Annotated in this window: 20 protein-coding genes; 6 read left to right on the plus strand and 14 right to left on the minus strand. The window is 69.6% G+C overall.

Annotated elements, in window-relative coordinates; translation table 11 throughout:
- Positions 1 to 32: 32 nt before the first annotated feature.
- Positions 33 to 1,664 (minus strand): phytoene desaturase family protein, encoded by a 1,632-nt coding sequence (locus ACIBK1_RS33825; protein WP_076442910.1) that lies wholly within the window; start codon positions 1,662 to 1,664, stop codon positions 33 to 35.
- Between the two features lie 161 nt (positions 1,665 to 1,825).
- On the opposite strand from ACIBK1_RS33825, the gene ACIBK1_RS33830 reads away from it, so the two are divergent.
- Positions 1,826 to 2,593, plus strand: a complete 768-nt coding sequence (locus tag ACIBK1_RS33830) for an SDR family NAD(P)-dependent oxidoreductase (protein WP_030511359.1) — start codon at positions 1,826 to 1,828, stop codon at positions 2,591 to 2,593.
- Complete coding sequence (locus ACIBK1_RS33835; RefSeq protein ID WP_396739791.1) at positions 2,590 to 3,582, plus strand: hypothetical protein; 993 nt, start codon at positions 2,590 to 2,592, stop codon at positions 3,580 to 3,582. The genes ACIBK1_RS33830 and ACIBK1_RS33835 overlap by 4 nt, the downstream gene beginning before the upstream one ends.
- An 83-nt stretch (positions 3,583 to 3,665) precedes the next feature.
- On the opposite strand, the gene ACIBK1_RS33840 is transcribed toward ACIBK1_RS33835, so the two are convergent.
- The 10 genes from ACIBK1_RS33840 to ACIBK1_RS33885 form a co-directional block, all read right to left on the minus strand.
- Positions 3,666 to 5,645: an oxidoreductase gene (locus tag ACIBK1_RS33840; RefSeq protein ID WP_396739793.1), complete on the minus strand. Its 1,980-nt coding sequence runs from the start codon at positions 5,643 to 5,645 to the stop codon at positions 3,666 to 3,668.
- The gene (locus tag ACIBK1_RS33845) at positions 5,642 to 7,255 is read right to left on the minus strand and encodes an FAD-dependent oxidoreductase (protein ID WP_030511356.1); all 1,614 of its coding nucleotides are present in this window, start codon (positions 7,253 to 7,255) and stop codon (positions 5,642 to 5,644) included. Before ACIBK1_RS33845 ends, ACIBK1_RS33840 begins: the two co-directional genes overlap by 4 nt.
- 29 nt (positions 7,256 to 7,284) lie before the next feature.
- Entirely contained in the window at positions 7,285 to 8,280 is a 996-nt protein-coding gene (locus ACIBK1_RS33850) for an ABC transporter ATP-binding protein (protein WP_357314323.1), read from the minus strand.
- Positions 8,280 to 9,290: an ABC transporter ATP-binding protein gene (locus ACIBK1_RS33855; protein WP_396739795.1), complete on the minus strand. Its 1,011-nt coding sequence runs from the start codon at positions 9,288 to 9,290 to the stop codon at positions 8,280 to 8,282. Before ACIBK1_RS33855 ends, ACIBK1_RS33850 begins: the two co-directional genes overlap by 1 nt.
- Positions 9,287 to 10,174, minus strand: coding sequence for an ABC transporter permease (locus tag ACIBK1_RS33860; RefSeq protein WP_076442925.1), 888 nt, complete (start codon positions 10,172 to 10,174; stop codon positions 9,287 to 9,289). Before ACIBK1_RS33860 ends, ACIBK1_RS33855 begins: the two co-directional genes overlap by 4 nt.
- A complete protein-coding gene (locus ACIBK1_RS33865) occupies positions 10,161 to 11,111 on the minus strand; it encodes an ABC transporter permease (protein WP_030511352.1) in 951 nt (316 codons plus the stop codon). Before ACIBK1_RS33865 ends, ACIBK1_RS33860 begins: the two co-directional genes overlap by 14 nt.
- Before the next feature lie 97 nt (positions 11,112 to 11,208).
- Positions 11,209 to 12,828 (minus strand): ABC transporter substrate-binding protein, encoded by a 1,620-nt coding sequence (locus ACIBK1_RS33870; protein WP_030511351.1) that lies wholly within the window; start codon positions 12,826 to 12,828, stop codon positions 11,209 to 11,211.
- A 67-nt stretch (positions 12,829 to 12,895) separates the two neighbouring features.
- Positions 12,896 to 14,128 carry an alcohol dehydrogenase catalytic domain-containing protein gene (locus ACIBK1_RS33875; RefSeq protein ID WP_363425782.1) on the minus strand — a complete coding sequence of 411 codons (1,233 nt, stop codon included), beginning with the start codon at positions 14,126 to 14,128 and terminating at the stop codon, positions 12,896 to 12,898.
- 155 nt (positions 14,129 to 14,283) lie between these two features.
- Positions 14,284 to 15,717 carry an aldehyde dehydrogenase family protein gene (locus ACIBK1_RS33880; protein WP_051762479.1) on the minus strand — a complete coding sequence of 478 codons (1,434 nt, stop codon included), beginning with the start codon at positions 15,715 to 15,717 and terminating at the stop codon, positions 14,284 to 14,286.
- 111 nt (positions 15,718 to 15,828) lie between these two features.
- Positions 15,829 to 16,674 carry an IclR family transcriptional regulator gene (locus ACIBK1_RS33885; RefSeq protein ID WP_197042876.1) on the minus strand — a complete coding sequence of 282 codons (846 nt, stop codon included), beginning with the start codon at positions 16,672 to 16,674 and terminating at the stop codon, positions 15,829 to 15,831.
- Between the two features lie 104 nt (positions 16,675 to 16,778).
- On the opposite strand from ACIBK1_RS33885, the gene ACIBK1_RS33890 reads away from it, so the two are divergent.
- From ACIBK1_RS33890 to ACIBK1_RS33900, 3 genes are all read left to right on the plus strand, one after another.
- Positions 16,779 to 17,429, plus strand: coding sequence for an SRPBCC family protein (locus ACIBK1_RS33890; protein WP_396739799.1), 651 nt, complete (start codon positions 16,779 to 16,781; stop codon positions 17,427 to 17,429).
- On the plus strand, positions 17,429 to 18,166 hold the full coding sequence (locus ACIBK1_RS33895) for an SDR family NAD(P)-dependent oxidoreductase (RefSeq protein WP_030511346.1): 738 nt from the start codon (positions 17,429 to 17,431) through the stop codon (positions 18,164 to 18,166). The genes ACIBK1_RS33890 and ACIBK1_RS33895 overlap by 1 nt, the downstream gene beginning before the upstream one ends.
- A 94-nt stretch (positions 18,167 to 18,260) precedes the next feature.
- The gene (locus ACIBK1_RS33900) at positions 18,261 to 19,049 is read left to right on the plus strand and encodes an IclR family transcriptional regulator (RefSeq protein ID WP_156081179.1); all 789 of its coding nucleotides are present in this window, start codon (positions 18,261 to 18,263) and stop codon (positions 19,047 to 19,049) included.
- 111 nt (positions 19,050 to 19,160) lie between these two features.
- Here the strand turns inward: ACIBK1_RS33900 and ACIBK1_RS33905 are convergent, their stop codons facing one another.
- From ACIBK1_RS33905 to ACIBK1_RS33915, 3 genes are all read right to left on the minus strand, one after another.
- Entirely contained in the window at positions 19,161 to 19,886 is a 726-nt protein-coding gene (locus ACIBK1_RS33905) for a hypothetical protein (protein ID WP_030511344.1), read from the minus strand.
- A 125-nt stretch (positions 19,887 to 20,011) separates the two neighbouring features.
- Positions 20,012 to 21,379, minus strand: a complete 1,368-nt coding sequence (locus ACIBK1_RS33910) for a helix-turn-helix transcriptional regulator (RefSeq protein WP_030511343.1) — start codon at positions 21,377 to 21,379, stop codon at positions 20,012 to 20,014.
- A gap of 181 nt (positions 21,380 to 21,560) precedes the next feature.
- On the minus strand, positions 21,561 to 22,025 hold the full coding sequence (locus tag ACIBK1_RS33915; protein ID WP_030511342.1) for a hypothetical protein: 465 nt from the start codon (positions 22,023 to 22,025) through the stop codon (positions 21,561 to 21,563).
- 235 nt (positions 22,026 to 22,260) lie between these two features.
- Here ACIBK1_RS33915 and lgt point away from each other — a divergent pair, with 235 nt between their 5' ends.
- Positions 22,261 to 23,157: a prolipoprotein diacylglyceryl transferase gene (gene lgt / locus ACIBK1_RS33920; protein ID WP_396739803.1), complete on the plus strand. Its 897-nt coding sequence runs from the start codon at positions 22,261 to 22,263 to the stop codon at positions 23,155 to 23,157.
- The last annotated feature ends 214 nt before the right edge of the window (positions 23,158 to 23,371 follow it).

The following is a 23,371-nucleotide window of genomic DNA, read 5'->3' on the forward strand; positions in this document are numbered from 1 at the left end:
TCTGCGGCGGGGAGTGGCGCATCAGGCAGCCGTCACACGGTCGGCGCGGCGGGCGACTGCCGGGCTGCCTCCTCCATGGCGGCGCGCACGTCGATAGGCGTCCACCAGGGCGTGAGGCCGAGGTCCTCGGCGATGATGCGGGACACGATGTAGCCGGCACCGCCGGAGATCGCGCCGCCCGGATGCGTGGGCGACCCTGCCATGTAGAGGTTCGAGATCGGTGTGCGGTAGCCGAAGTGGTTCCACATGCTCTGGTCGCCGCCGAACGAGCCCACGAAGATGTCACCCTCGACCATGTTGGTGATCTCCTTCGTGTAGTCGTTGGGCGTGTAGGTCCACGCGTGGACGATGTTGTCGTCGGTGAGGTTCGGGGCGTACTCGCGCCACTTGTCGATCACCTTGCGGGTGATCTCCTCCTTGACGGGCTCGATGTTCTCCGGGTCCCCGCCGGGCGCGTAGGGCATCGCGTACCAGGCGTACGCTGTCGAGCCGCCTTCCGGCGCCTGCGACGGGTCGAAGGCCGTGATGTTGCCGGTGCCGAACGACACGAGGTCGGGAATGCGGCCCTCGGCGACCTGCTGGTGCAGGCCGAACAGGTCCTCCATGGTCTCCGCGCCGACGTTGTACTTCAGTGACTTGTGGAGCGCCGGGTTGGTGTCCGAGCCGACGTAGCGCGGCGCCTCCTTGAGCGCGAGGTGGACGCCGAACAGGCCCCAGGCCGTCTGCTTGAAGTTGTCGATCTTCTTGAGGTACTCGGCCGGCAGCTGGTCGCGGCCGACGAGCTTGTTCCAGGTCTGGGGGACGTCGATGCAGCTCGCCACGAACTGCCGGGCCTTGAACGAGCGACCGTCGGTCAGCTCGATGCCGGTGGCGCGGCCGCCGTCCACGACGATGCGCGCCGCCTCCGCCTTGTTGATGAAGGTGCCACCCGCGCGGATGAACTGCTCCATCAGGCCGCGGGCGAGGTTCCAGCTGCCGCCGACGCAGACCTGGTAGCCGGCCGACAGGTCGAAGCCGCGGACGGCGGCGCCCATCGGGCTCTTCTCGGAGACGGCGTCGTAGAGGACGGTGCCGAAGAGCGAGAGCTTGAACAGCATGAGGAGCTGGACCTTCTCGTTCTCGAACAACTCCTTCACGAGGTCGAGCGGCTGGCGCTCGATGATCTGGAGGAAGTCGCGACCGATCTCGCTCTTCTCCAGCAGTGCCACGCGCTCGGCCTCGGCCAGCGGCTCGGAGTAGCGCTCGGCCAGGAAGATCGCGTTGCTGATCTTCTCCGAGCGCCGGTTCCACTCGCGGAAGGTCTCGGCGTCCTTCTTGGAGAACTGCGCGATCGAGGCGATCGTCTCCTCCGCGTCACGGGAGATGACCAGCGACGAGCCGTCGAGATGCGGCTGCGCGAACTCGTACTGCGGGGTCACGTAGTCAACCGTGGCCGAGAGGCCCAGGTCCTTGTACCAGGGCGTCTCGGTGATGTTGAAGTGGTTGATCGAGTGCGGGTTCTGGTAGAAGCCCGGCGGGCCCGGCTCGATGGTGCTCAGTCCCCCGCCGTACTGCAGCCGGCGCTCCAGCACAGCGATCTTGAGCCCGAGCTTCGACAGGTAGGTGCCCAGGATCAGCCCGTGCTGGCCGGCGCCGATGATGAGGCCGTCGTAGGTGTCAGACATGGTGCGCTTCTCCTCTTGGCTCTGCGGCCGGGTTGCGCTGAACGTCGAGTGTTCGGGTAGGCGGAATGCTAGACCGCAGCGTCGAACGCCTGTCATGCTAGGTGTCGTCTCGAGAAGCGGTCAAGAAGCACGTCCGACTTCTCCGATGCGAAAGGGATCCCATGAGTCGAAGCGGAGTGCTCGCGGACCGGGTGGCTGTCATCACCGGGTCCGGCCAGGGCATCGGAAGAGAGTTCGCGGAGGCGTTCGCCGCGGCCGGCGCCACCGTCGTGGTCGCCGACCTCGACGGCGAGAACGCCGAAAAGGTGGCGGCGCGGCTGCGCGCCGGGGGCGCTCAGGCGCTCGGGCTCGGGGTCGACGTCTCCGACGAGACCGCCGTCACGCGCATGGTCGAGGCGGCCGTCGCCGAGTTCGGGCGCATCGACGTGCTCGTCAACGGTGCGGCGATCTTCTCCACCCTCACCATGAAGCCGTTCGAGGAGATCGGCGCCGACGAGTGGCGCAAGGTGATCGACGTCAACGTCAACGGCGTCTTCCTGTGCTGCCGCGCGGTCAGCGCGACGATGCGGGCCCAGGGCTCCGGCACGATCGTCAACATCTCCTCCTCGACCGTGCTCGGCGGACGCCCGAACTACCTGCACTACGTGACGTCCAAGGCCGCGGTCGTCGGCATGACCCGCTCGCTCGCCCGCGAGCTCGGTCCCGCCGGGATCAACGTCAACGTGATCATGCCCGGGTCCGTGGAGACCGGGATCCCGCGTGACTCCGCCCGCCCCGAGGCCGTCGAGCAGATCGTCGGCAACCAGGCGCTGAAGCGGCGGATCGTCTCCGCCGACATCGCCGGTGCGGCCGTCTTCCTCGCCTCGGACGCAGCCTCGATGATCACCGGTCAGAGCCTGGTCGTCGACGGAGGGATGAACTTCCTGTGAGCCGCAATATCGACCTGACCCTGGCCATCAACGACTCCGACCAGGTCCGCGACCTGGCCTCGGGCAAGGTCACCGTCAACGGGGTGGACCTGCGGGTCACCTACCACGAGGTGGAGGAGATCTTCTTCCGCTTCACCAAGTTCCGCGAGTGGGAGATCAGCGAGATGTCGCTGGGCAAGTACTGCTCGCTGCGCGGCGCCGGGGACGACTCCGTTGTGGGCCTGCCCGTCTTTCCCTCCCGCGCGTTCCGCCACTCCGGCATCTACGTGCGTGCCGACGGTCCGGTCGACGACCCGGCCGCTCTGGCCGGTGCGCGGATCGGCTTCCCGGAGTGGACCGTGACCGCCACGGTCTACCAGCGCGCGCTCCTGCAGCACGAGTTCGGCCTCGACCTCACCGCGATCGACTGGGTCCAGGGCGGCATCAACGCACCGGGCCGGATCGAGACGCTGCCGGTCGGGCTTCCCGACGGCATCACCGTGCGGGCGGAGCACGAGCGCTCCCTCAACCAGATGCTGATCGACGGCGACCTGGACGCGGTGATCGTGCCGCACACCCCCGACGCCGCGACCGACGGCTCCCGGCGGGTGGTCCAGCTCTTCTCCGATGTGCGCTCCGTCGAGGAGGAGTACTACCGGCGGACGGGGATCTTCCCGATCATGCACGTGCTGGTTGTGCGCAAGGACGTGTTCGAGCGCTACCCGTGGATCGGGCCGAACCTGGTCACCGCCTTCACGCAGGCCAAGGACAACAGCATCGCCCGCATGCTCAGCGGCACGGCCCCGCATGTGCCGGTGCCGTGGGGGCCGACCACGGCCGGCATCGCGGCCGACATCTTCGGCGGGGACATGTGGCCCTACGGGGTCGAGGCCAACCGCACGACGCTCGAGGCCTTCACCACCTATGCCGCCGAGCAGCGCCTGACCGCCACCAAGCTGGCGGTCGCGGACCTGTTCCCCGCCTCGGTGCTGCAGAGCCACGTGATCTGATCGTTCACAGGAACGACGACAGGGCCGCCGAGGCGGCTCTGTCGTCGTTCCGGGAGCCGTACGCCGGGCGGACGGCGCGCGGGTCAGATCATCGCGCCGAAGCGCCGGCCCTCCAGCACCGCGTGGGTGATCCGTCTCGGCGCGAGGGCGTCACCGATGACGTACGCCTCGCCCTCGTCGCCGGCCGGGACCGGGTTGGCGACCCGGCCGATCGCGGTGACGACCGCGCCGGCCGGGATCTCCCCGGCCGCGCCGCTGAAGACCTGCTCGGTGTGCACCACGCCCTTGCTCCACGCGGTCACCGCGGTCATCGAGACGAACTCCACCCCCAGCTTCGAGAGCCGGGACAGCAGCCCGCTCAGCGAACGAGGCTCCACGTCCTCACCGTGCGCGTGACGCTCGGTGAGCAGCCACACGCGCCGGCCCTCACCGGCCAGCAACTCCGCGGCGATGAACGGCTCCAGATGCGTCTCGGGACCACCCACGACGACCACGGGCACGTCGGCCGGCGGCCGTCGGCCGACCAGCAGGTCGGAGGTGGTCAGAACCGGCGCGTCGACTGGGAACGGCGCCGTCAGCGGCTCCGCGCCGACCGCCCAGATCACCTTGTCGGGGGCGAGCTCGGCGAGGGTCTCCTCGTTCGCCTCCGTGCCCGGCCGGAAGTCCACACCGGTCGCCCGGACCTCGCGTTCGAGCCGGCCGACCAGTGCCGACCACTCCTCCAGCATCGGAGACGCCACCAGGCGCCGCAGCGTACCGCCCACGGCGTCTTCGCGGTCGAGGAGGATCACCTCGTGCCCGCGTTCGGCGGCCTTCGCCGCGGCGGTCGCTCCAGCAGGCCCGGCGCCGACCACGACGATCCGCTTCGGCGACTCCGGCGCCGAGCCCGCGTGGAAGCCCTCGCGACCCGCATCCGGATTGACCGGGCACGACAGCGGGACCCGCACGCACTCGTTGCAGCCGATGCAGAGGGCGATCTCCTCGCCGCGACCCGAGATCGCCTTGGCGGCGAAGTCCGGGTCGGCGATGTAGGCCCGCGCGGCGCCGATCAGGTCGGCGTCGCCCCGCTCGAGGATCTCCCGCGCGAACGCGGCGGTGGTGATCCGGCCGGTCACCAGGAGCGGCCGCTCGAGGCCGGCCTCGGCCAGCGCGGTGCGGATCGCCCGGGCACCGTCGACGGCAGGACCGTGCGCGGTGAGCCAGGGACTGGTGTACGGCGTGCTCGGCCGGCCGTTGCGCAGTCCGTTGTGGTTGCCGATCGAGACCGAGAGGTAGTCGAGGTACGGCGCGATGTCGCAGGCGATCCTCGCCGACATCTCCGGAGTGAGCCCGCCCTCGATCTCCTCGCTGACCTGCAGCCGCAGCCCGAGCAGTGGCGTCGAGCCGATCCGCTCGCGGATCCGCTCCAGCAGGCGCACCAGCAGGGTGGAGCCGGCGGCCCACTCGTCGGTGCGGCGGTTGTAATACGGCGAGATGAAGCGGTTGAGCAGGTAGCCGTGGCTGGCGTGCAGCTCGACCCCGTCGAACCCGTTGGCCGCGATGGAGCCCGCGTTGCCGACGTACCCCTCGATCAGGTTGCCGATCTCGGTGCCGCTGAGTGCGTGCGGCACCGTGCCGAACTCGTCGCCGCGCAGAGCGGACGGCGCCAGCGCCGGCGAGAAGCTGTCCCAGGACCGCTCCGCGCCGGGGTGGTGGATCTGGCCGATCGCCACGGCGCCGTGCCGCTGCACCGTGTCGGCGAAGCCCGCGAAGACGTCACCGAGGCCGGCGAGCAGCTTCGTCTCGTACCGCTCGTCGCGCGGGTGGTACGGCACGCCGTCCTGGTCACCGCGCGCAGCTTCGAGGCCTGCGACGATGTCGGGCGGGTAGACCGGCATGTTCATCACGCCCATACCCGCGGGCAGGATGGCCATAGCGACGCCGGCCTCCGCACGCCGGCTCAGGTACGCCGGCAGCCGCCCCGCACCCAGGCGTCCCAGGTGCGGGGTCATCACCATCCGGTTGCGGAGGGTGCGGGAGCCGATCCGCAGGGGCTGCGCGAGCGGGTTCGCCCACGTGCTCAACGGGCGAGCGCCTTCGCGCTGAGGTAGCCGTAGGTCATGCCGGCCGCCAGCGTCGCGCCGGCACCGGGGTAACCGGGACCGAACGGGCTCGCGGCCACGTTGCCGGCGGCATAGAGCCCCTTGATCGTGCCGCCGTCCGCCGCCAGCACGTTGCCCGTGGTGTCGGTCTGCGGGCCGCCGTTGGTGCCCAGCGCGCCGAGGAGCACCTCGACGGCGTAGTACGGGCCGCCTTCGAGCGGGCGCAGGTTGCGGTGCGGCGTCACGCGGGCGTCGCCGCGATAGGAGTCGTAGGTCGACTCGCCGCGGTGGAACTCGATGTCGACGCCGGTGGCGGCGTAGTCGTTGTACCGCTTCATCTGGTCGAGGAAGCCGTCCTTGTCGATGCCCAGCTTGCCGGCCAGCTCCTCGTAGGAGTCCGCGACCGTGAACCAGCTCGGGGTCGGCGTCTCGGGGGTCACCGTGGCCACGGAGTAGGAGTCCCGGAAGCGCTGGTCGAAGATCAGCCAGCACGGCTGGTTCGCGTACGCGTAGGCCTGCGGGTCGAAGTTCGCCAGCGCCTTGCCCATGTCGTTGTAGTTCATCGCCTCGTCGACGAAGCGGCGGCCGGACCTGTTGACGATGATGCCGCCCGGCAGTGCCCGCAGACTGCTGGTGGGCCGGTAGAGCGGGGCGCCGTCGTAGCTGTCGCCCTTGACGTAGATCGAGGGGCTCCACCAGGCCTGATTCATGTTGCCGAGCATCGCGCCGGCGCCCATGGCCATGATCAGGCCGTCGCCGGTGTTGTGCGGCGGGCTGGACGGAGCGGTGAGCGGTGCGCCGAGGAACTGGTCGACCAGCGTCTTGTTCCACTCGAACCCACCGCTGGCGAGGACGACGCCACGCCGGGCGCGCAGCTCCTGCTCGACGCCCTCGTGCTCGACGACGACGCCCGCGACGGAGCCGTCCGCCCCGCGGATCAGCCGCCGCGCCGGGGTGTCGGTGTGGAGCGTGACGCCCTTGCGCTGGCAGCCGTGCAGCAGGGCGCCCACGAGCGCGGCGCCCATGCCGACGATGCCCTTGCTGACCCGGTCGGCGATCAGGGCCCAGTCCCAGCGGTCGAGAGTGTCCTGGCCCCACTCGTCGACCTCAAGACGCGTGATCGGCACGCCGCTGTGCGCCTGACGCAGCTTGGGCTGCAGGTCGCCGAGCAGGGTGGTGTCGAACAGGTCGCCCTGCAGGGTCCGGCCGCCGCCGGCCATGGCTCCGGCCATGTCGGGCTGGTAGTCGGGGTGGTGCGGATTCGCCTCGAACGAGATGCCCGTGAGCGCGACGACCTCGTCGAGCATCGGGTTCACCGTGTCGACGAAGATCGTGTAGCGCTCCTCCTCGACGCGGCCCATCGTGATGGTCTTCAGATACGCGAGCGCGTCCTCACGGCTGTCCGTACGGCCGAGGTCGGCCAGCCAGCGGTTGCAGGGCGCCCAGATCGAGCCGCCGGAGACGACACTCGTGCCACCGAAAACGCCGGCCTTCTCGACGACGGTGACGCTCAACCCGGCGTCGGCCGCGATCAGCGCGGCAGTCAGCCCTGAGGCGCCGGAGCCCACGACGACGACATCGGCTTCGTTCATGTTTCTCTTCTCCTTTGTGTCGCTGGTGGTCACGAGACGTGGTGGCAGGCGATGAACTGCCCGGGCCGCTTCTCCTCGAGCTGCGGTTCCTGCTGCGCGCACCGGTCGGTCGCCAGTGGGCAACGGGTACGGAACCGGCATCCGCTCGGTGGGTTCAGCGGCGAGGGCAGGTCCTGGGCGGCCCCGGCCACGGAGGGCTTGATCCGCTCCCCCGTCACCCGGGGCACCGAGGCGAGGAGGAGCTGGGTGTAGGGGTGGTGGACGGTTTCGCGATCGAGCGCCTCCACCTCGAGCACCTCGGCGACCTTGCCGAGGTACATGACGAGGATCCGGTCGCTGATGTTCTTCACGACGCCGAGGTCGTGGGAGATGAACATCATCGCCAGCCCGTGCTCGGCGCGGGTGCGCTTGAGCAGGTTGAGCATCTGGCTCTGAACCGAGACGTCGAGGCTGGCCAGGATCTCATCGCAGATCAGCAGGCTGGGCCGCATCATCAGCGCCCGCGCGATCGAGACCCGCTGGCACTGGCCGCCCGAGAGCTCGTGCGGGTAGCGGTTCCAGACCGTCGCGGAGTCGAGGCCGACGTCGTCGAGCAGTTCACGCGTCCGCTCCTCCAGCGCACGGCGGTCGCCGCCGCGGTGCCAGATCTCGACGCCTTCCTGGACCAGGTCCTTGACCTTGCGCCGCGGGTTCAGCGACGCCATCGGGTCCTGGAAGATCAGCTGCATCGCCACCCGGGTCTCGCGAAGCTTCTTCGCCGACAGGCTGCCGAGCTCGGTGTCGTCGAGGTTGACGACACCGCTGTTCGGGGCGGGCAGGTGCATCACGGCGCGTGCGACGGTGGACTTGCCGCAGCCGGACTCGCCGACGAACCCGACGGTCTCCGCCGGTGCGACGTCGAAGCTGACGCCGGACACGGCGTGGACGCGCCGGCCGCCCTTCGCGGGGAACTCGACCTGGAGATCCTCGACCCGGAGCAGGGTGCTGCCGGCTTCGCGCAGGTGGGTCTTCCCGGTCCCTGCCATCAGATGCTCACCTCCTTCGTGCTGCGGACCGCGTCGAGCGGGTAGAAGCAGGCGGCGCCGTGGGACGGAGTGCCGCCGCTCTCCAGGGAGGGCTCCTCCTCCCGGCACCGGTCCTGGGCGAACCGGCAACGGGGGGCGAACCGGCATCCCGGAAACCGGTGGGCCGGGTCCGGTGGACGGCCGGGGATCGACACCAGCTCCGCCCGTGCCGGGTTCTCCAGGTGTGGCTTGGCGTCGAGCAGTGCCTGCGAGTAGGGGTGCCGCTGGTGACGGAAGAAGTCCGACGACGCGGCCTCCTCCTGGATGCGTCCGGCGTACATGACGGCGACCTTGTCGCTGCGGCCGGCGACGACGCCGAGGTCGTGGCTCACCAGGAGCATGGCCATGCCCTGCTCCTCGCAGAGCGTGCCGAGCAGATCGAGGACGTGCTTCTGGACGGTCACATCGAGCGCGGTGGTCGGTTCGTCGGCGATCAGCAGCTGCGGTCGGCAGGCCAGGGCGATGGCGATGCCGACGCGCTGGCGCATGCCGCCCGAGAGCTCGTGCGGGTACTGGCCGAACCGGCGGGCCGGGTCGGGGATGCGCACGGTGTCGAGCAGCTCGATCGCGCGCCGCCTGGCCTCCTGGCGGGAGAGCGACTTGTCGTGCTGCCGCAGCGTCTCGGTGATGTGGACGCCGATCAGCTTGACCGGGTTCAGGGAGCTGAGCGGGTCCTGGAAGATCATCGCGATCCTGGCGCCCAGGTACGCCGCCCGCATCTTCTTGTCGGGGTTGGTGATGTCGACACCGTCGAAGAGCACCGACCCCGTGACCGTGGCGTTCGGCGAAGTGCTGGTGAGCCCCATGACGGTGCGTCCGAGGACGGACTTGCCGGATCCGGACTCGCCCACGATGCCGAGCGTCTGACCGCGCTCCAGGTCGAAGGAGACCCGGTCGACCGACACGACTTCGCCACGTGAGGTGGTGAACGTCGTGGTCAGGTCACGTACGTGCAGCAACGGCCGGCTCACAGCGACACCTCCCGCTTGTCCCAGCGCTTGCGCATCCGCTCGCCGAGCAGGTTGAACGAGAACACGGTGAGGAACAGGACCGCTGCCGGGACGTAAACGAGGTGGGGATAGTCCTCCATCTTCCCGTTGAGGCCCTCACCGATCATGTTGCCCCAGGTCGGCTGCGGCGGACGGAGCCCGATGCCCAGGAAGCTGAGCGAGGCCTCGGCCACGATCAGGGCCGAGACGTACACCAGGCACATCGGCACCACCGACAGCAGCACGTTGGGCATGAGCTCGCGGAACACAACCCGCGCCCGGCCGGCGCCGAGCGCCCGGGCCACGGTCACGAACTCCCGCTGGGCGAAGGCGAGGGTGTTGGCCCGCGTCACCCGGATCAGGCCCGGGATGGCCACCAGCGACAGTGCCAGCGCCATGTTGAGCGCGCTCGGCCGCAGCACAGTGGCCAGGGCGACGAGCAGGATCAGGGCGGGGACCGCGAGCAGGGTGTTGGTCAGCGTGCCGATGACCCTGTCCACCTTGCCCCGCAGGTAGCCGGCGATGACGCCGAGCGTGCCGCCGACGAATGTGCCGATGAGGACGGCGGAGATGCTCACCGTCAACGAGACCCGGGCGCCGTAGATGATGCGCGAGAGCATGTCCAGGCCGAGGGCGTTGGTGCCGAGCGGGTGGGTGCTGCCCAGCGACGGCGGTTGGTAGACCGGCTCGAGGAGGGTCTTCGCGGCGTCCTGCGCCTCCTGAAGTCCGAGCATGGGCGCGGTGATCGCGGCGAGGATGAGCACCGCCAGCCACGCGCCGCAGAACCACAGCAGCAGGTCGATGCGGCGACGACGACGTGCGGGCCGCGCGGTGGGCGCGAGCGCCGCGGCCTCAGGCGCCGACACGACGGATCCTCGGGTCGATGACGCTGTACATGAGGTCGACTCCGGCGTTGATCAGCACGTAGCAGGCGGCGATGACGAGCACGGCGCCCTGGACCACCGTGATGTTGCCCTGGCTGGCGGAGCTGACCACCAGCCGGCCCATCCCCGGCAGGGAGAAGAGGGTCTCGACGATCACCGTGCTGCCGATGAGCTGGGCCAGGCTGAGGCCCAGCACCGTGATCAGCGAGTATGACGACGGGCGGAACGCGTCGAAGATCATGATGCGCCACGCGGGCATGCCCTTGGCACGTGCGGAGAGCACGAAGTCCTCCTGAAGAGTGCGGACGAGGTCACCGCGCAGGACCCGGGTGAAGGTGGGGATCTCGAGCAGCGCGATCGTGATCACGGGCAGCGCAGCGTGGTAGAGGTTCTGGCCGAGCCCGTCGGTGACGCCCACCCAGCCGACGCGCGGGAAGAGGTGCAGCTGGTTGACCAGGAGGGCGATCAGCACCAGGCCCGAGACGAAGCTCGGCACCGACATGATGCCGAAGGTCGTGGCACTGGCCGCCCGGTCGAGCAGGCCGTCGGGGCGACGCGCCGAGATCATCGCGAGCGGGATCGACACGACCAGTGCGACGACGAGCGCGAGCACCGCGAGCTCGATGCTGACCGCGAACGCGGACCGGATGAGACTGGTGACGTCCTCGTTGGGCGGCACCATGGAGGTGCCCAGGTCACCCTGGAACACGTGGCCGAGCCACGTGAAGTACCGCTCCACCAGTGGTTCGTTGAGACCGAGCTTCTCGCGGAGCTGGGCGTAGGCCTCGGGCGACTGGTTGTCACCGAGGATCGCCACCGCCGGATCTCCCGGCATGAGTGAGGTGAGCGAGAACGTGCCCAGACTCACCAGGAACATGACCACCAGGAGCTGGGCCACCTTTCCCGCCGCAGCTTTCATCAGGTCCTCACCAACTTCACCTCGGCTGAACGATCGGACGGGCAGTGGTGCGGGGGCGGCGGACGACGCCCCCGCACACCGTGTGCATGACGCAGGGTTACTTGCTGATCCATGCCTTGGAGAAGTCGAGCGTCAGCCGTGAGGAGACCTCGATGTCGTGCACGTTCTTGTTCCACACGACCATCTGGGCCGTCGTGTTGTAGGGCACAGCCGGCACCGTCTCGGCCCACTGGGCCTGGATCGTCGCCATCTGGGCGGCCTTTTCCGCCGTGTCGTCGGCGGCGGCGAAGTCGCTCAGCGCCTTCGCGATCGTCTCGTTGTAGTAGCCGAGCTGGTTGTCCTTGCGGCCGAAGCGCTCCAGGTAGCTCGTGTAGAGCTCGCCCGGCTCGTCCGGCACCGGCCAGCCGTACATCGCGAGGTCGTAGTCCCGCTTGATCAGGACCGCGTTGATGAGGTCGGTGATCGACTGCACCGGCTTGGCGTCCACCTTGAAGCCGACGGCCTCGAGCTGGGCCTCGATGGTCAGCGCCGCCTCGGCCTGCGCCGACGGGTAGATCAGCTCGATCTTGCCGTCGAAGCCCTTCGCGTCGGCGAGGTGCTTCTTGGCCGCCTCGGCGTCGTAGGTGAAGGTCGGCTTGTCGTTGGCCCACTGCGACTCGGCGGAGAAGATGCCGGTGCCCGGGAACGCGTTGCCGTCGAAGGCGCGCTGGTTGATCACGTCGGTGTTGATCGCGGACGCGATGGCCTCGCGGACGTTGATGTCCTTGCCGGGGGTGTCCGGCCGGCTGGGCGTGCCGTTGTTGATCAGCAGCATCGAGCCGGTGTTGGTCATCCGCACGTAACCGCTGTAGCCGCTGCTGGGCTGGATGTAATCCTTCACGATCGTCGGCGTGCCGATCAGGCTGCCCTGGATGCCACCGGCCTGGAGGGCGTCCTTCAGCGCCTGGTCACCGGTCGTGATCGTCTGGAAGGTCAGCGAGTCGAGGTACGGCTTGCCGTCCCAGTAGTCCGGGTTGGCCTTGAGCACGAGGTTCTGCCCCGGGGTCCACTTGTCGAGCATGAACGGACCGGCGCCGACCGGCTCGCGCTGGTAGGACTCGCCCTCGTCCTTGACGGCCTTCGGCGAGGCGATCATGCCGGGGGCCTGGGAGAGGAGATAGGGGAAGTCGGCCCACTTCTGTTTCAGCGTGATGACCACCGTCTTGGCGTCCTTCGCGACCGCCTTCTTCACCACGGAGGTCCACAGGCCGGAGAAGCCCGCGCCGCTCTTGGCCATGCGGTCGAAGTTGAACAGGACGGCGTCCGCGTCGTACGGCGTGCCGTCGGTGAACTCGACGCCGTCCCGCAGGACGACGGTCCACTCGGTGAAGTCGTCGTTGGCGCTGATCGAGTCCGCCATCGAAGGCACGTACTTACCGGCCTTGGTGTCGTACTCGGTCAAGGTGCCGTAGACCGCCCGCGCCTCGTCGCCGCCCGAGGTGCCCGAATACTGCTGCGAGACGGGGTCGAAGCTCGCGATGCCGCCGCCGTACCCGAAGGTCAGCGAACCACCGCTGACCGGGTTACCCGAGGCTTCGGTGATCCCGAACGACCCGTTCGTGACCTTCAGGGGGTCGGCCTTGCTGGACGTCGGGGCGGACGTGTTGCTGCAGCCCATCATGACCAGGGCGGCGACGGTTGCCGTGACCCCGATGGGCAGGCGGCGAATCTTTCTCATTGGTTCTCCCGGATGGGTGGAAGGATCAGGTGTCCCCCGTGACCTCTCCTTGGCGGGTTGGTGGTGCTTACTCGAAGGTGATGATGGGAAGCAGGGCGTCGCGGTTGAGCGCGCTCCACAGCGCCTCGTCGGCGCGCTCGAACGGGAGGATCGGGTCGCACAGCGCCTTGGCGTCCAGGTAGCCGTTCTCGATCAGGTTCGCCAGGCGCGGGATGTCCCGGAGGACGTTGGCACCGCCGTAGGCGGCCGAGAGGTACCTCTTGCCGTGGTAGTCGAACGGCCCCGGGGCCGGGCCCCAGACCTTGGGATCGTTGGTCGGCGCGACGACGCCGGTGGCGACGAACGTGCCACCGCGACGGGTCATCTTCGGCCCGAGGGTGATGAAGTGGGCGCCGGTCCTGTCGTCGGGGCTCCCGGTGGTCGGGTCGCCGAAGGTGATGCCGGCTGCCTCGAAAACGTGGTCGGCGCCGTTGCCGTCGTAGAAGCCCTCGTACGGCTTCCCACCGGCGTCCATGTTGTCGGTCGCCGGTCGGCACAGCTCGCGGACCTTCCCGACGAGGTGGTCCATGCCGACCTCGTCGGAGTTGAGCACTATGTGCGCTCCGGCGGCCTTGGCGGCGTCGAGGCGGTGCGGGATCCGCTCAACAGCGATGATCAGACGGGCACCGGCCATCTTGGCGGCCTGGATGATCGCGAGACCGAGCGGACCGGCACCGAGGACGACGACCGAGGATGCGATCTCGATGCGCATGCCGAGCAGGCCGAAGGCCCAGCCGGGGCCCGGCACACAGGCCAGCGAGGCGAGTTCGATGTTCGAGAGCCTGCTCTCGTTGACCGGCACGACCCACGATTCGTCGTTCACGGCGAGCTCGGCGAAGCCGCCGGTGTGGTCCTGCCAGACCGACCGGCCGTCCTCCATCTCGGCGAACGGCGGGTTGTCGGGGTGGGCGAAGTCGATGTCGTTCTTGTGACCGCAGCACCACCACTCGCCGCGCAGGCAGCTGTAACAGGTGCCGCACGCGGGGAGGACGGGCGTGACGACCTTGTCGCCCGGCTTCACGCGGGTGACGAGCGGGCCGACCTCCTCGACGATGCCCATGGCGCCGTGACCCGGGCTGCGCGGCCGGACAGCCTGGTTGGGAAGCTCGGACACGTTCGTGACGATGGTGTAGCAGGCCTGCGCCGCCAGGTTCCGGATCACGACGTCCTTCGGGCGGATCGGGTTCAGGCGCAGCGTCTTCATCTCGAACTTGTCGTCGTATCGAACCCATCCCTGGAAGGTCCGGGGGGTCTCGCTCATCGGTTTCGCTCCTTGAGGTGGTGGGTGCGCCTGTGCTCACCTCGCACGAAAGGGCACCGTGCGACGCTCAGGCTAGGAAAGGGTTGTGACGACGGCCACAGATCGCGGCCGCATTTCTGCAGGACGGAATTGTCCCTATCCTGACTGTCCGAAAATCAGCGGGAGCCCGGTTGGAGGTCCAGCGAGACCGCCTTCACCTGCGTGAAGGACAGCAGCTCCTCGACGTGCTCCTCACGCCCCAGCCCCGAGTTCTTGACCCCGCCGAACGGGAGGCCGACGAAGTGCCGGGACGACGTGTTGAGCCAGACATAACCGGCCTCGACCTTTCGGGCGAGGATGTGAGCCTTGGCCACGTCCTGAGTCCAGAGGCTGGCGGTGAGGCCGAGCGGTGAGTCGTTGACCAGGCCGATCGCCTCATCCTCGGTGTCGAACGCGGTCACCGAGAGCACCGGCCCGAAGATCTCCTCGTTGAAGATCTCCGCGGTCGGCGGCACGTCGGCGAACACGGTCGGTTCGACGAACGCACCCTTGAGCGAGGCGCCGCCTCCGGCCACGGCCCGCAGACCCTCCCCCTTGGCCCGCTCCACGAACCCCATCACCCGGTCACGGTGCTGCGGGGTGACCATGGCGCCCATCTCGGTTTCCGGGTCCAGCGGGTCGCCCATCCTGACCGCCTTAGCACCGGCCGCCACGCGCTCGACGATCTCGTCGACCAGCGAGCGGTGCACCAGCAGCCGCGAGGTCGAGCCGCAGGACTGCCCGGCGGTCCAGTGGAAGTTCATGCCCGTGATGGCACCGGCCGCGGCGACCGCCGGATCGGCGTCCTCGAGCACGACCATGGGGTTCTTGCCACCGAGTTCCAGCGTCGTGTTCTTGATGCCGGCCCGCGCGGCGCTCTGCAGGATCGTCTGGCCCGTCGGCACACTGCCCGTGAACGCGATCCGTCGTACGTCGGGGTGCGCCACCATCGCGGCACCGGCCGTGACACCGAAACCGGAGATGACGGACAGCACGCCCGGCGGCACCAGCGGCGCGAACAGCTCGGCCATCCGCAGGGCGGAAAGCGGCGTCTGGTCGGGCGCCTTGAGCACGACGGCGTTGCCCGCGAGCAGCGGCGCCGCGATCCGCGAGGCCGCGAACATCAGCGGGTGGTTGTAGGGGATCAGCCGCGCGACGACGCCGTAGGGCTCGCGCACGGTGTAGTGGAGCATGTTGGACCGCCCGACCACGGTCTCCCCGCCGAGGTTCATCGCCCAGTCGGCGAAGACCTCGAGCAGCTCGGCGGCCAGGTCGACGTCACCCTTCATCGCCGTGACCGGGTTGCCGCCGTCCTGGGCGTCGAGGAGGCCCAACTCGTCCCGGTGCTCGCGGAGCGTGGCGGCCATCCGACGCAGCACCTTCGCGCGCTCGGCCGGGGCCGCAGCCGCCCAGTCGAGGTAGGCACGCTTGCCGCTCGCCACCGCGCGGTCGACGTCGTCGGCCGTGGCGGCGGGCACGAACCCGAGGGACTTTCCTGAGGCCGGAGAGAAGGTCTCGTAGGTGTCACCATTGCTCGCCGGCACCAGCTTGCCGTCGATCAGCATATTCATCGTTAGCTCCCGTCACCTTTGGCAAGGGACGTAATCAGGAGCGGCCGTCTTCATACTCGGCGGCGTTCGAACATTCTTGAGGACAGAACGTTTTCTTCCGGGCTCGGCCCCTCAGTCGATGTCGCACAAGTCGGGCGCCATCCGGGACGCCTCCGCCATCAACGCCTTGCCGATCTTCGGGATCAGGCTGTTGGGACAACGCGACGGGCGGACTGCGACCGCGAGCGCACCCCGCACGACGCCGTCGGTGTCCTTGAGCACCACAGCGACCGAGACGATGTTGCGCTCGCTCTCCTCGTCGTTGATCGCATAGCCACGCCGGCGTACGGCGTTGAGCTTGGAGACGAGCTCCGGGAGCTCGGAGACGGCGGGGCCGTAGACAACGGGGAGCCCGTGGGAGTAGAGGGACTCGAGCTCGGCCTTCGTGAACTGCGCCAGAAGCGCGCGGCCGCCGGCGGTGTTGTGGGCGGGGAGCACCATGCCCTCCCGCGTACCGACCCGGTCGGCGTGGGCCGCCTCGATGCCGTCGACGAACCGCACCGCCGAGCCCTGGAGCGCCATCAGGTGGACCGTCTCATCGAGCTGCCGGCTCAGGGCGACCAGCGACGGCCTCATCACGGCGCGCAGGTCGCGTCCGGACCGCGCCGATGCCGGCGTCACCGAGAACGCCGGGCCGAGATGGTACTTGCGCTTGAGGTCCTGGACGGCGAAGCCGTGGTGGACCAGCATCGCGAGGAGGCGGTGCGCCGTGGACGGTGCGATCCCGAGCTGGCGCGCGACCTCGACGACGCCCAGCCCCGGCCCGAGCTCGAACCCGGGCGGGCCGGCACCGTCGCCGGCGATCACGGCCGGCACGTCGGTCCGGTTGCGCAGCAGCGTCAGCAGCCGTAACGCGTTGTCGACGGACTCGATCGGATAAGCGGCGGGCTTGGTCGAGCGGCCCACAGCATTCTGCACGACGGAAACCCTAGGACGGTCGTCACACCAGGTCAACGACGATCCCTAATCTCGTCGCTGTCACGGGCAGACCTTGCCCGCCCGAGCGCGTCCGGAGGAGTCACGTGCCGCAGATCCGATACACGGTGCAAATCGCGACGCCAGTTGAGCGCGTCTGGGCCTTCGTCGAGCACCTCCCCAACTGGGCGCCACTGATGATCGGCTACCAGAAGGTCGTGGAGGTGAACGACCGGCAGTCCATCTGGACTCTGAAGGGCGACATGGGCATGCTCGCCCGCGAGGTGGACCTGCAGGCCGACATCACCCTCTGGGAGCCGCTCAAGCGTGTCGAGTTCACCCTGACCGGCCTGACCGAGAAGCTCTCCGGTTCCGGCAGCTTCACCCTTGAGCCGGCGACCGGCAACGACGCCCGGGAGGCCGAGACGCCGGCCGAGAAGTCACCCGCGCCGGCCGCCCCGGCGCCACGGCGCAAGCGCCGTCGTCTCCGTGAGGCGTTCGCGCGCTTCCAGGCGCGGATGATGCGCCGGATGATGAAGCGCGCCGAGGGCGCCGACGAGGCCGTGCGCGCCGCGGCCGCGACGATCGCCTCCGCTCCGGCGGACAGCAGCGGCGCGGGGTCCCTGCTGACCTTCGAGCTGCAGGTGCAGCCGGGCGGCCCCATGGCGCCGATGCTCGAGGTGCTGATGGCGCCGATGCTCGAGCCCGCGGTCTCCGACCTGACCAAGGGCATTCGCGCGGCCCTCGAGGCCGGCTGATGTACCCGGGCCTTGCGCACCGGCGGGTCCTGGTGACGGGCGGGGCCGCCGGGATCGGCGCGGCCATCGCGCGCCGCCTCTCCGACGAGGGGGCGTACGTCGCCGTCCTCGATGTGGCCGACACCGCCCCGATCGTCGCCGAGCTCGGCGGACGGGCGGTTGGTGTCCCGTGCGACGTCAGCTCGACCGCGTCGGTCAACGCGGCGGTGGCGCATGTGGTCGAGCAGCTCGGGGGCCTCGACGTCGTCGTCAACAACGCCGGCATCATCGGACCGAACGCCCCGCTGGCCGAGACGAGCGATGCCGACTTCACCCGGGTCGTCGACGTCGACCTCGTCGGCACCTTCCGGGTCTGCCGGGCAGCGCTCCCCCACCTGGTCGCAGCCACGGCCGGGCGGATCGTCAACATCGCCTCGATCGCCGGCCTCGAGGGCAACAAGGGACGCTCGGGCTACGCGGCGGCGAAGGCCGGTGTCATCGCGCTGACCCAGTCGCTCGCCCGCGAGGTCGCCGAGAGTGGCGTGCTGGTCAACGCGGTCGCCCCGGGATCGGTCGGCGACACGGGCATCGTGGGCCCGATGCCGGACCTGGCGGGACGCGCGATCCCCAACCAGCCTCTCGGCCGCATCGCCGGCCCGCCCGAGGTCGCGGCGCTCGTGGCCTGGCTGTGCTCCGACGAGGTCAGCTTCTCCACCGGCGCGGTCTACGACATCACCGGCGGCCGCGCGGTCTACTGATCCCCGCCACCGGATCAGGTGTACAGGAGTCGACAACCCTCCGCCCAGGCGTCTCGCTGACACGAACGTCATTCCGCAGGTTAGAATCACTATCTTGCTGATCGTCGTGAGGACATCCATGGACGCGCCGGACAAGCTCGACTCCCCCATCGGCTCTGCCGACAACGTGCTGCGCCTGATCGCGGCGTTCGAGCAGCACGACAAGCTGCGGGTGGCCGACGTCAGCCGGATGCTGGGGGTCGCGCGGTCGACGGCGCACCGGCTGCTCCGGGTGCTGGTCGCGCACGGCTTCGCGTCGCAGGACGAGCTGTCCAAGGCCTACGTCGTCGGGCCCTCGCTGTTGCGCGTGGCCGTGTCGATCTCCCGGGGACTCGACCTCACCAGGGCCGCGGCCCCCGTGATGGCCGAGCTCGTGACCGAGCTCGGCGAGACCATCCACCTCGCCGTCCTGCAGGGCTCGGAGGTCTTCTTCCTCAAGTCCATCGAGACGCCGAAGTCACTTCGTGTAGGTGCGCGGGACGGTGATCTCCGTCCGGCCTACGCGACAGCGACCGGACGAATCCTCCTTTCCGAGCTCAGCGACGAGGAGCTCCAGACCCACCTGCCGAGCGTGCTCTCCCCGCTCACACGCAAGACGGTCACCGACCGCGAGGAGCTCACATCGGTCCTGGCGACGGCACGACGGCTGGGCTACGCCTGGAGCCTCGGTGAGAGCGAGGAAGACGTCGCGTCGGTGGCGGTTCCGGTGCGGAACGCGAGCGGCAGGATCGCCGCCGCACTGGCGGCCGCGGCGCCGCCTTCCCGACTCGGCGAAGAGGACGTCGCGTCGATCGCCGCGAAGCTGACGTCCGGTGCCACCCGGATCAGTTCCCTCCTGCTCTAGGTGCACTGACCACAGAGGTCAGGTACGCGGCGACACGATCGTCGACGACGGCCGGCGCCGTACGGGAGTGGTGACGCCACGCGAGGGCCCCTGCCCGCCGGTCCCTGCCCTCTAATGCCTGCCGAGTCCGGCGCGAAGCCCGAACCAGCCGACCGCGGCGACGAGTGTGACCTGGAGCAGATACCCGACGGCGACGACCCCGGCGCCGAGTGACTCGGCCGGCAGCCCGACGAACACGACGACGTATGCGATGCCCGTGATCGACAGTCCGCGCGGCATCGTCTTCGAGATCAGCGTCCCGACGAGCACGAGCAGCACCCCGACCGCGATGGCGACCTGGGTGCCGATGATCGCCGGCAGGAGCCGGTCGAGATGTGCGTTCAGGACGTCGAAGAGCTGCCGGCCCTCGGCCTCGGGCAGTACCTCGGGGTCGGCCGCGTACGCGAACGGCAGCACCTGGGCGGTGATCGTGAGGGCGAAGAGGATCCCGCCGATCCCGGCCAGCAGGGCGCCGGCCAGGTTGAGCACACCGGCCCTGCCCCGGGCGAGCAGCACGAAGAAGACCCCGGCGGCGACCCAGGAGATCGCATACCCGGGACCGCCGAGGTACAGGTTCATCGGCCAGTACGCGCCGCCTAACGCGCGTACGTCGTCGTACCGGACCGTGCCGTCGAACGGCGGCTCCCAGAAGGTGAACCCGGTCCGTCCGGCCAGCGAAACCAGCAGCAGGACGAAGAGCCCGGCGAGAGCGACGCGCTGCGGGGCCCAGCGGGCCGGGACCGGCTCGGCAGCCGCGGCCGGGGGGATCACGGTGCCGGGGAGTTCGGATGCAGTCACGGTCGTGTGCCTCCTTCGATCGGTGTCAGCGCGACTCGCGCTGTTGTCCACCGTCACGACGGGGCGTCGTGCGGGCATCGGCCTCAGCACCTATCTTTGGAAAAGCCCAGCTCAGTCGGCCTTGCTCACTCCCTGTGGCCCCGGTTCCCGGCGGCGTGGTCCAGCCAGATCCTCGCGGCCCGCACGCGACGATTCGTCTCCGCGCCGGGCGTGAGGCCGAGCTTGACGAAGATCGCGCGGAGATGGGCGTCGACCGTGCGCTCGGACACCACGAGCTGGGCCGCGATCCCGGCGTTGCTCGCCCCCTCGGCGAGGACGGCGAGCACCTCGGCCTCGCGTGGAGTCAGGCCGGTGACCGTTGCCCCTCCGGCCGGCGCCGCGAGACCCCTGTCGTTCAGGGCCTGCGGGGCCGGCGGGTCCTGCGCGTGCTGCGCGTGCTGCGGGGCCTGCGGGTGCTGCGGGTGCTGCGGGGTCAGGGCCCGGGCGAGTCGTCCGGTCCCGGCCCAGGCGCCGCCCCCGACGACGACCGTCACGGCCGCGACGAGGAACGCGACCGAGCTCGCGCCGAGCCGGAGACCGGGAGCCGCGATGACGGTCCCGGTCCCGATCACGACCAGGGCCGCGCCGGCGAGCCCGGTGCCGCGCACGACGATCGCCACCTGGCGACCCTCGACGCCGCCGCGCGCGGCGATCAGCGCGCAGGCGGTGCTGAACATCGAGGCTCCGGCGAGAGCGACGAGGAACGCGACCGAGCCGAGCGACGGCTCTACGGCGCCAGGGTCACGGGCAACGGCGAGCAGGAGGCAGAAGCAGACGGTGAGCGGAGCGGCGCTCGCCCCGGCCGCGGCGACTCCGATCCGCGCGCGGGCGGATCCCTCCGAGCCGAGCGCGGCACGCCACAGCGTCACCGGGACGAGCAGGAGGGCCAGGACGCCGAGCAGCGTGGCAAAGGTGCCGACCGGCTCGAGTGCCGTACGCCAGTCCTCCGGCGCGATGGTCGGCAGGCCGGTGAACGGCTCGCTCGCCGTCGTCAGCAGCGCGTTGGCGAGCGTGACCGTGCCGCTCGCCGCGGCCAGGACCGGGTGTGTCCAGGGTGCCCTTGCGCCGGTCCGGATCGCCGCGGACGCGGTGAGCTGCATGAGGGCGAGCGGCGGGATCCACGCCGAATTCCAGGCGGCAACCGCGAGTGCGGCGGCCGGGTGCCCTGCCGTGACCATCCACACCGCCAAGGCCGCCAGGACGAGATTGGCGAGCAGGGCGGCGCAGAGCCAGGTCGCGAGCGTGCCGGCCCGCCGGTTGCCCACCCCGGCGAGCCGAGTGGCGGCAACGGCCGCGCCGATCGCTCCCGCCGCCAGCGCGAGCACGCCGACCGGGTCGGTGGCGAACCCGCCGTGGCCGGCCAGCCGGAACGCGAGCAGGGCGGCCACCGCGACGCCTCCGGCGGCTCCGGCCAGAACCCGGCCCGCGGACGGCGACTGAGCGATGGCGATCACGCTGGTCTTACCGGCGGTCGGTCACGAGCCGAAGCGGCGTCATGCGCCACACTTTAGCCTCCGGCGGATTGGGCGTCTCGGCCCCTCGTCGGCCTTATCACCTGCGTCGTCTGACGCACCTCCCGCATCGCCGACGCCGTCCGCCATAAGCCCCGGTACGCGGTGAGTGGCCGGCGTGCCCTTATCGGTGGTCGAACCGCCAGAAGCACAGCTTGAACAGTTCTACGCGAAAGATGTCGGGGGGAAAGTCCGGATCAAAGTGGTTTTCCAGCGTCTTCGCGTGCACGTCCACCGACCATTCGACATCGGCACAGCCCAGGTCGAACGTCTCATGGTCGCCACCCATGAAGTTCTCCCGGGCTTGGAGCCTGCCCGAGGGCACACGCACCCGTCCGCTCCACGAGCGCTGCCAGGAGGGATCGACGGCCGTGGGCGGCCCGCTCCACAATTCGAACCGCACGTAGGCGCGGCATTCCCTATTCGCCAGAAGGAAGAACGCCTCGTCGGTCTCGATCCACCAGTGTTCCTCCCGAGTTTCCGTCGGGAGCGAGGCGGCCAGGGGGTCGCCACTGTCCCCGTCCACGATGTCGATGTTCCCGTAGAGGTCGTTGACCTCGTATACGAGACTGGCCAGGCAGTCGGCCACGCAGCACCTCATCTCGCACTCGGCGTCTGTTTCGGGAGAATCAAAGCAGGCACGTACGACATCCTCGGAAAAGCCTTCGGAGAGGCCGGCGCCGGCGGACGTACCACGCCTTTCCGGGTGTCACCGCCGTTCGGGAAAGCGAAAGGCCCCGGGATGGCTCCGCTTTCTGCAATACACCTTTGCGATCGGGTCACGAAGGCGGCCAGGTGGCCTCACGTTGACTAGCCTCACCGGCATGCCCCTTGCCTCGGTTCCCAGCCCTTCCGAAGGCGTCTGGTATCTCGGGTTCATCCCGATCCGGGCCTACGCGTTGTGTTTCATCGTCGCGATCGTCTTCGCCGTCTGGCTCAGCGAGCGACGCTGGCGCGCCCGCGGCGGCGAGAAGGGTGCGATCGGCGACATCGCGGTGCCCGGAGTGATCTTCGGGCTGATCGGTGCCCGCCTCTACCACGTCATCACCGACTGGCAGACCTACTTCGGCTCGCACGCGATCAAGGAGCCCTACCGGGCGCTGTTCATCTGGGAAGGCGGGCTCAGCATCTGGGGCGCGATCGCCCTGGGAGGCGTGGGCGTGTGGCTGGCCTGCCGCCGCCGGGGGTTGTCTCTGCACGACGTGGCCGACACGGTCGCGCCGAGCATCGCGTTCGGGCAGGCCATCGCCCGCTGGGGCAACTGGTTCAACCAGGAGCTGTACGGCGGTCCGACCACGTTGCCGTGGGGCCTGGAGATTGACCAGGCGCACGGCGGCGAGCCGGGCGTGCTCTACCACCCGACGTTCCTGTACGAGTCGCTGTGGGACGCGGCGCTCGGCTTCGGACTGATCCTGGCCGGCAGGCGGTTCACGCTGCGCCACGGCCGCCTGTTCGCCCTCTACGTCGCCGGCTACACGTTCGGGCGGTTCTGGATCGAGGGGCTGCGGATCGACCCGGTGGGCGGAGTCGACCACGCGGTGACGCTCCTGGGGCTGCGGATCAACCAGTGGACCTCGATCGTGCTGTTCGCCGGCGCACTGGTCTATCTCCGGGTGACGCGTGACAAGGACACCGAACAGGTCGTGGTGCCGGTCTCCCACCCCAATGCCTCGAACGAGGAGGGCGGCGGGCATGCCTCCGATTCGATCGGGAGCGCCTGACGCGGCTCACATGCCGTAAAACTCCCGAAGAGGCGTCCGGTCGTGGAGTCGTGCAGGGGGATCGTGCGGTGGCTCTCCGCGTGACTGGGCGGGCTCGGCCGTGCGCCGAGCCCGCCGGTCGGGTTCCGCCCGGTCCTCATCGTTCACGGTGACTGCGCTCAGGTTCTGTACGCGTGTGTGCCGTGAACGACTGGAGACCGGGACGGACCCGTGT

The sequence above is a fragment of the Microbispora rosea genome (assembly GCF_044460045.1).
Taxonomy (GTDB): Bacteria; Actinomycetota; Actinomycetes; order Streptosporangiales; family Streptosporangiaceae; genus Microbispora; species Microbispora rosea.

Coding starts and splice junctions, on each gene's coding strand:
- lgt (WP_396739803.1), top strand. CDS start 22,261: ATGCCCCTTGCCTCGGTTCCCAGCCCTTCCGAAGGCGTCTGGTATCTC.
- ACIBK1_RS33870 (WP_030511351.1), bottom strand. CDS start 12,828: ATGAGAAAGATTCGCCGCCTGCCCATCGGGGTCACGGCAACCGTCGCC.
- ACIBK1_RS33875 (WP_363425782.1), bottom strand. CDS start 14,128: ATGAGCGAGACCCCCCGGACCTTCCAGGGATGGGTTCGATACGACGAC.
- ACIBK1_RS33865 (WP_030511352.1), bottom strand. CDS start 11,111: ATGAAAGCTGCGGCGGGAAAGGTGGCCCAGCTCCTGGTGGTCATGTTC.
- ACIBK1_RS33880 (WP_051762479.1), bottom strand. CDS start 15,717: ATGAATATGCTGATCGACGGCAAGCTGGTGCCGGCGAGCAATGGTGAC.
- ACIBK1_RS33845 (WP_030511356.1), bottom strand. CDS start 7,255: ATGAACGAAGCCGATGTCGTCGTCGTGGGCTCCGGCGCCTCAGGGCTG.
- ACIBK1_RS33895 (WP_030511346.1), top strand. CDS start 17,429: ATGTACCCGGGCCTTGCGCACCGGCGGGTCCTGGTGACGGGCGGGGCC.
- ACIBK1_RS33850 (WP_357314323.1), bottom strand. CDS start 8,280: ATGGCAGGGACCGGGAAGACCCACCTGCGCGAAGCCGGCAGCACCCTG.
- ACIBK1_RS33825 (WP_076442910.1), bottom strand. CDS start 1,664: ATGTCTGACACCTACGACGGCCTCATCATCGGCGCCGGCCAGCACGGG.
- ACIBK1_RS33830 (WP_030511359.1), top strand. CDS start 1,826: ATGAGTCGAAGCGGAGTGCTCGCGGACCGGGTGGCTGTCATCACCGGG.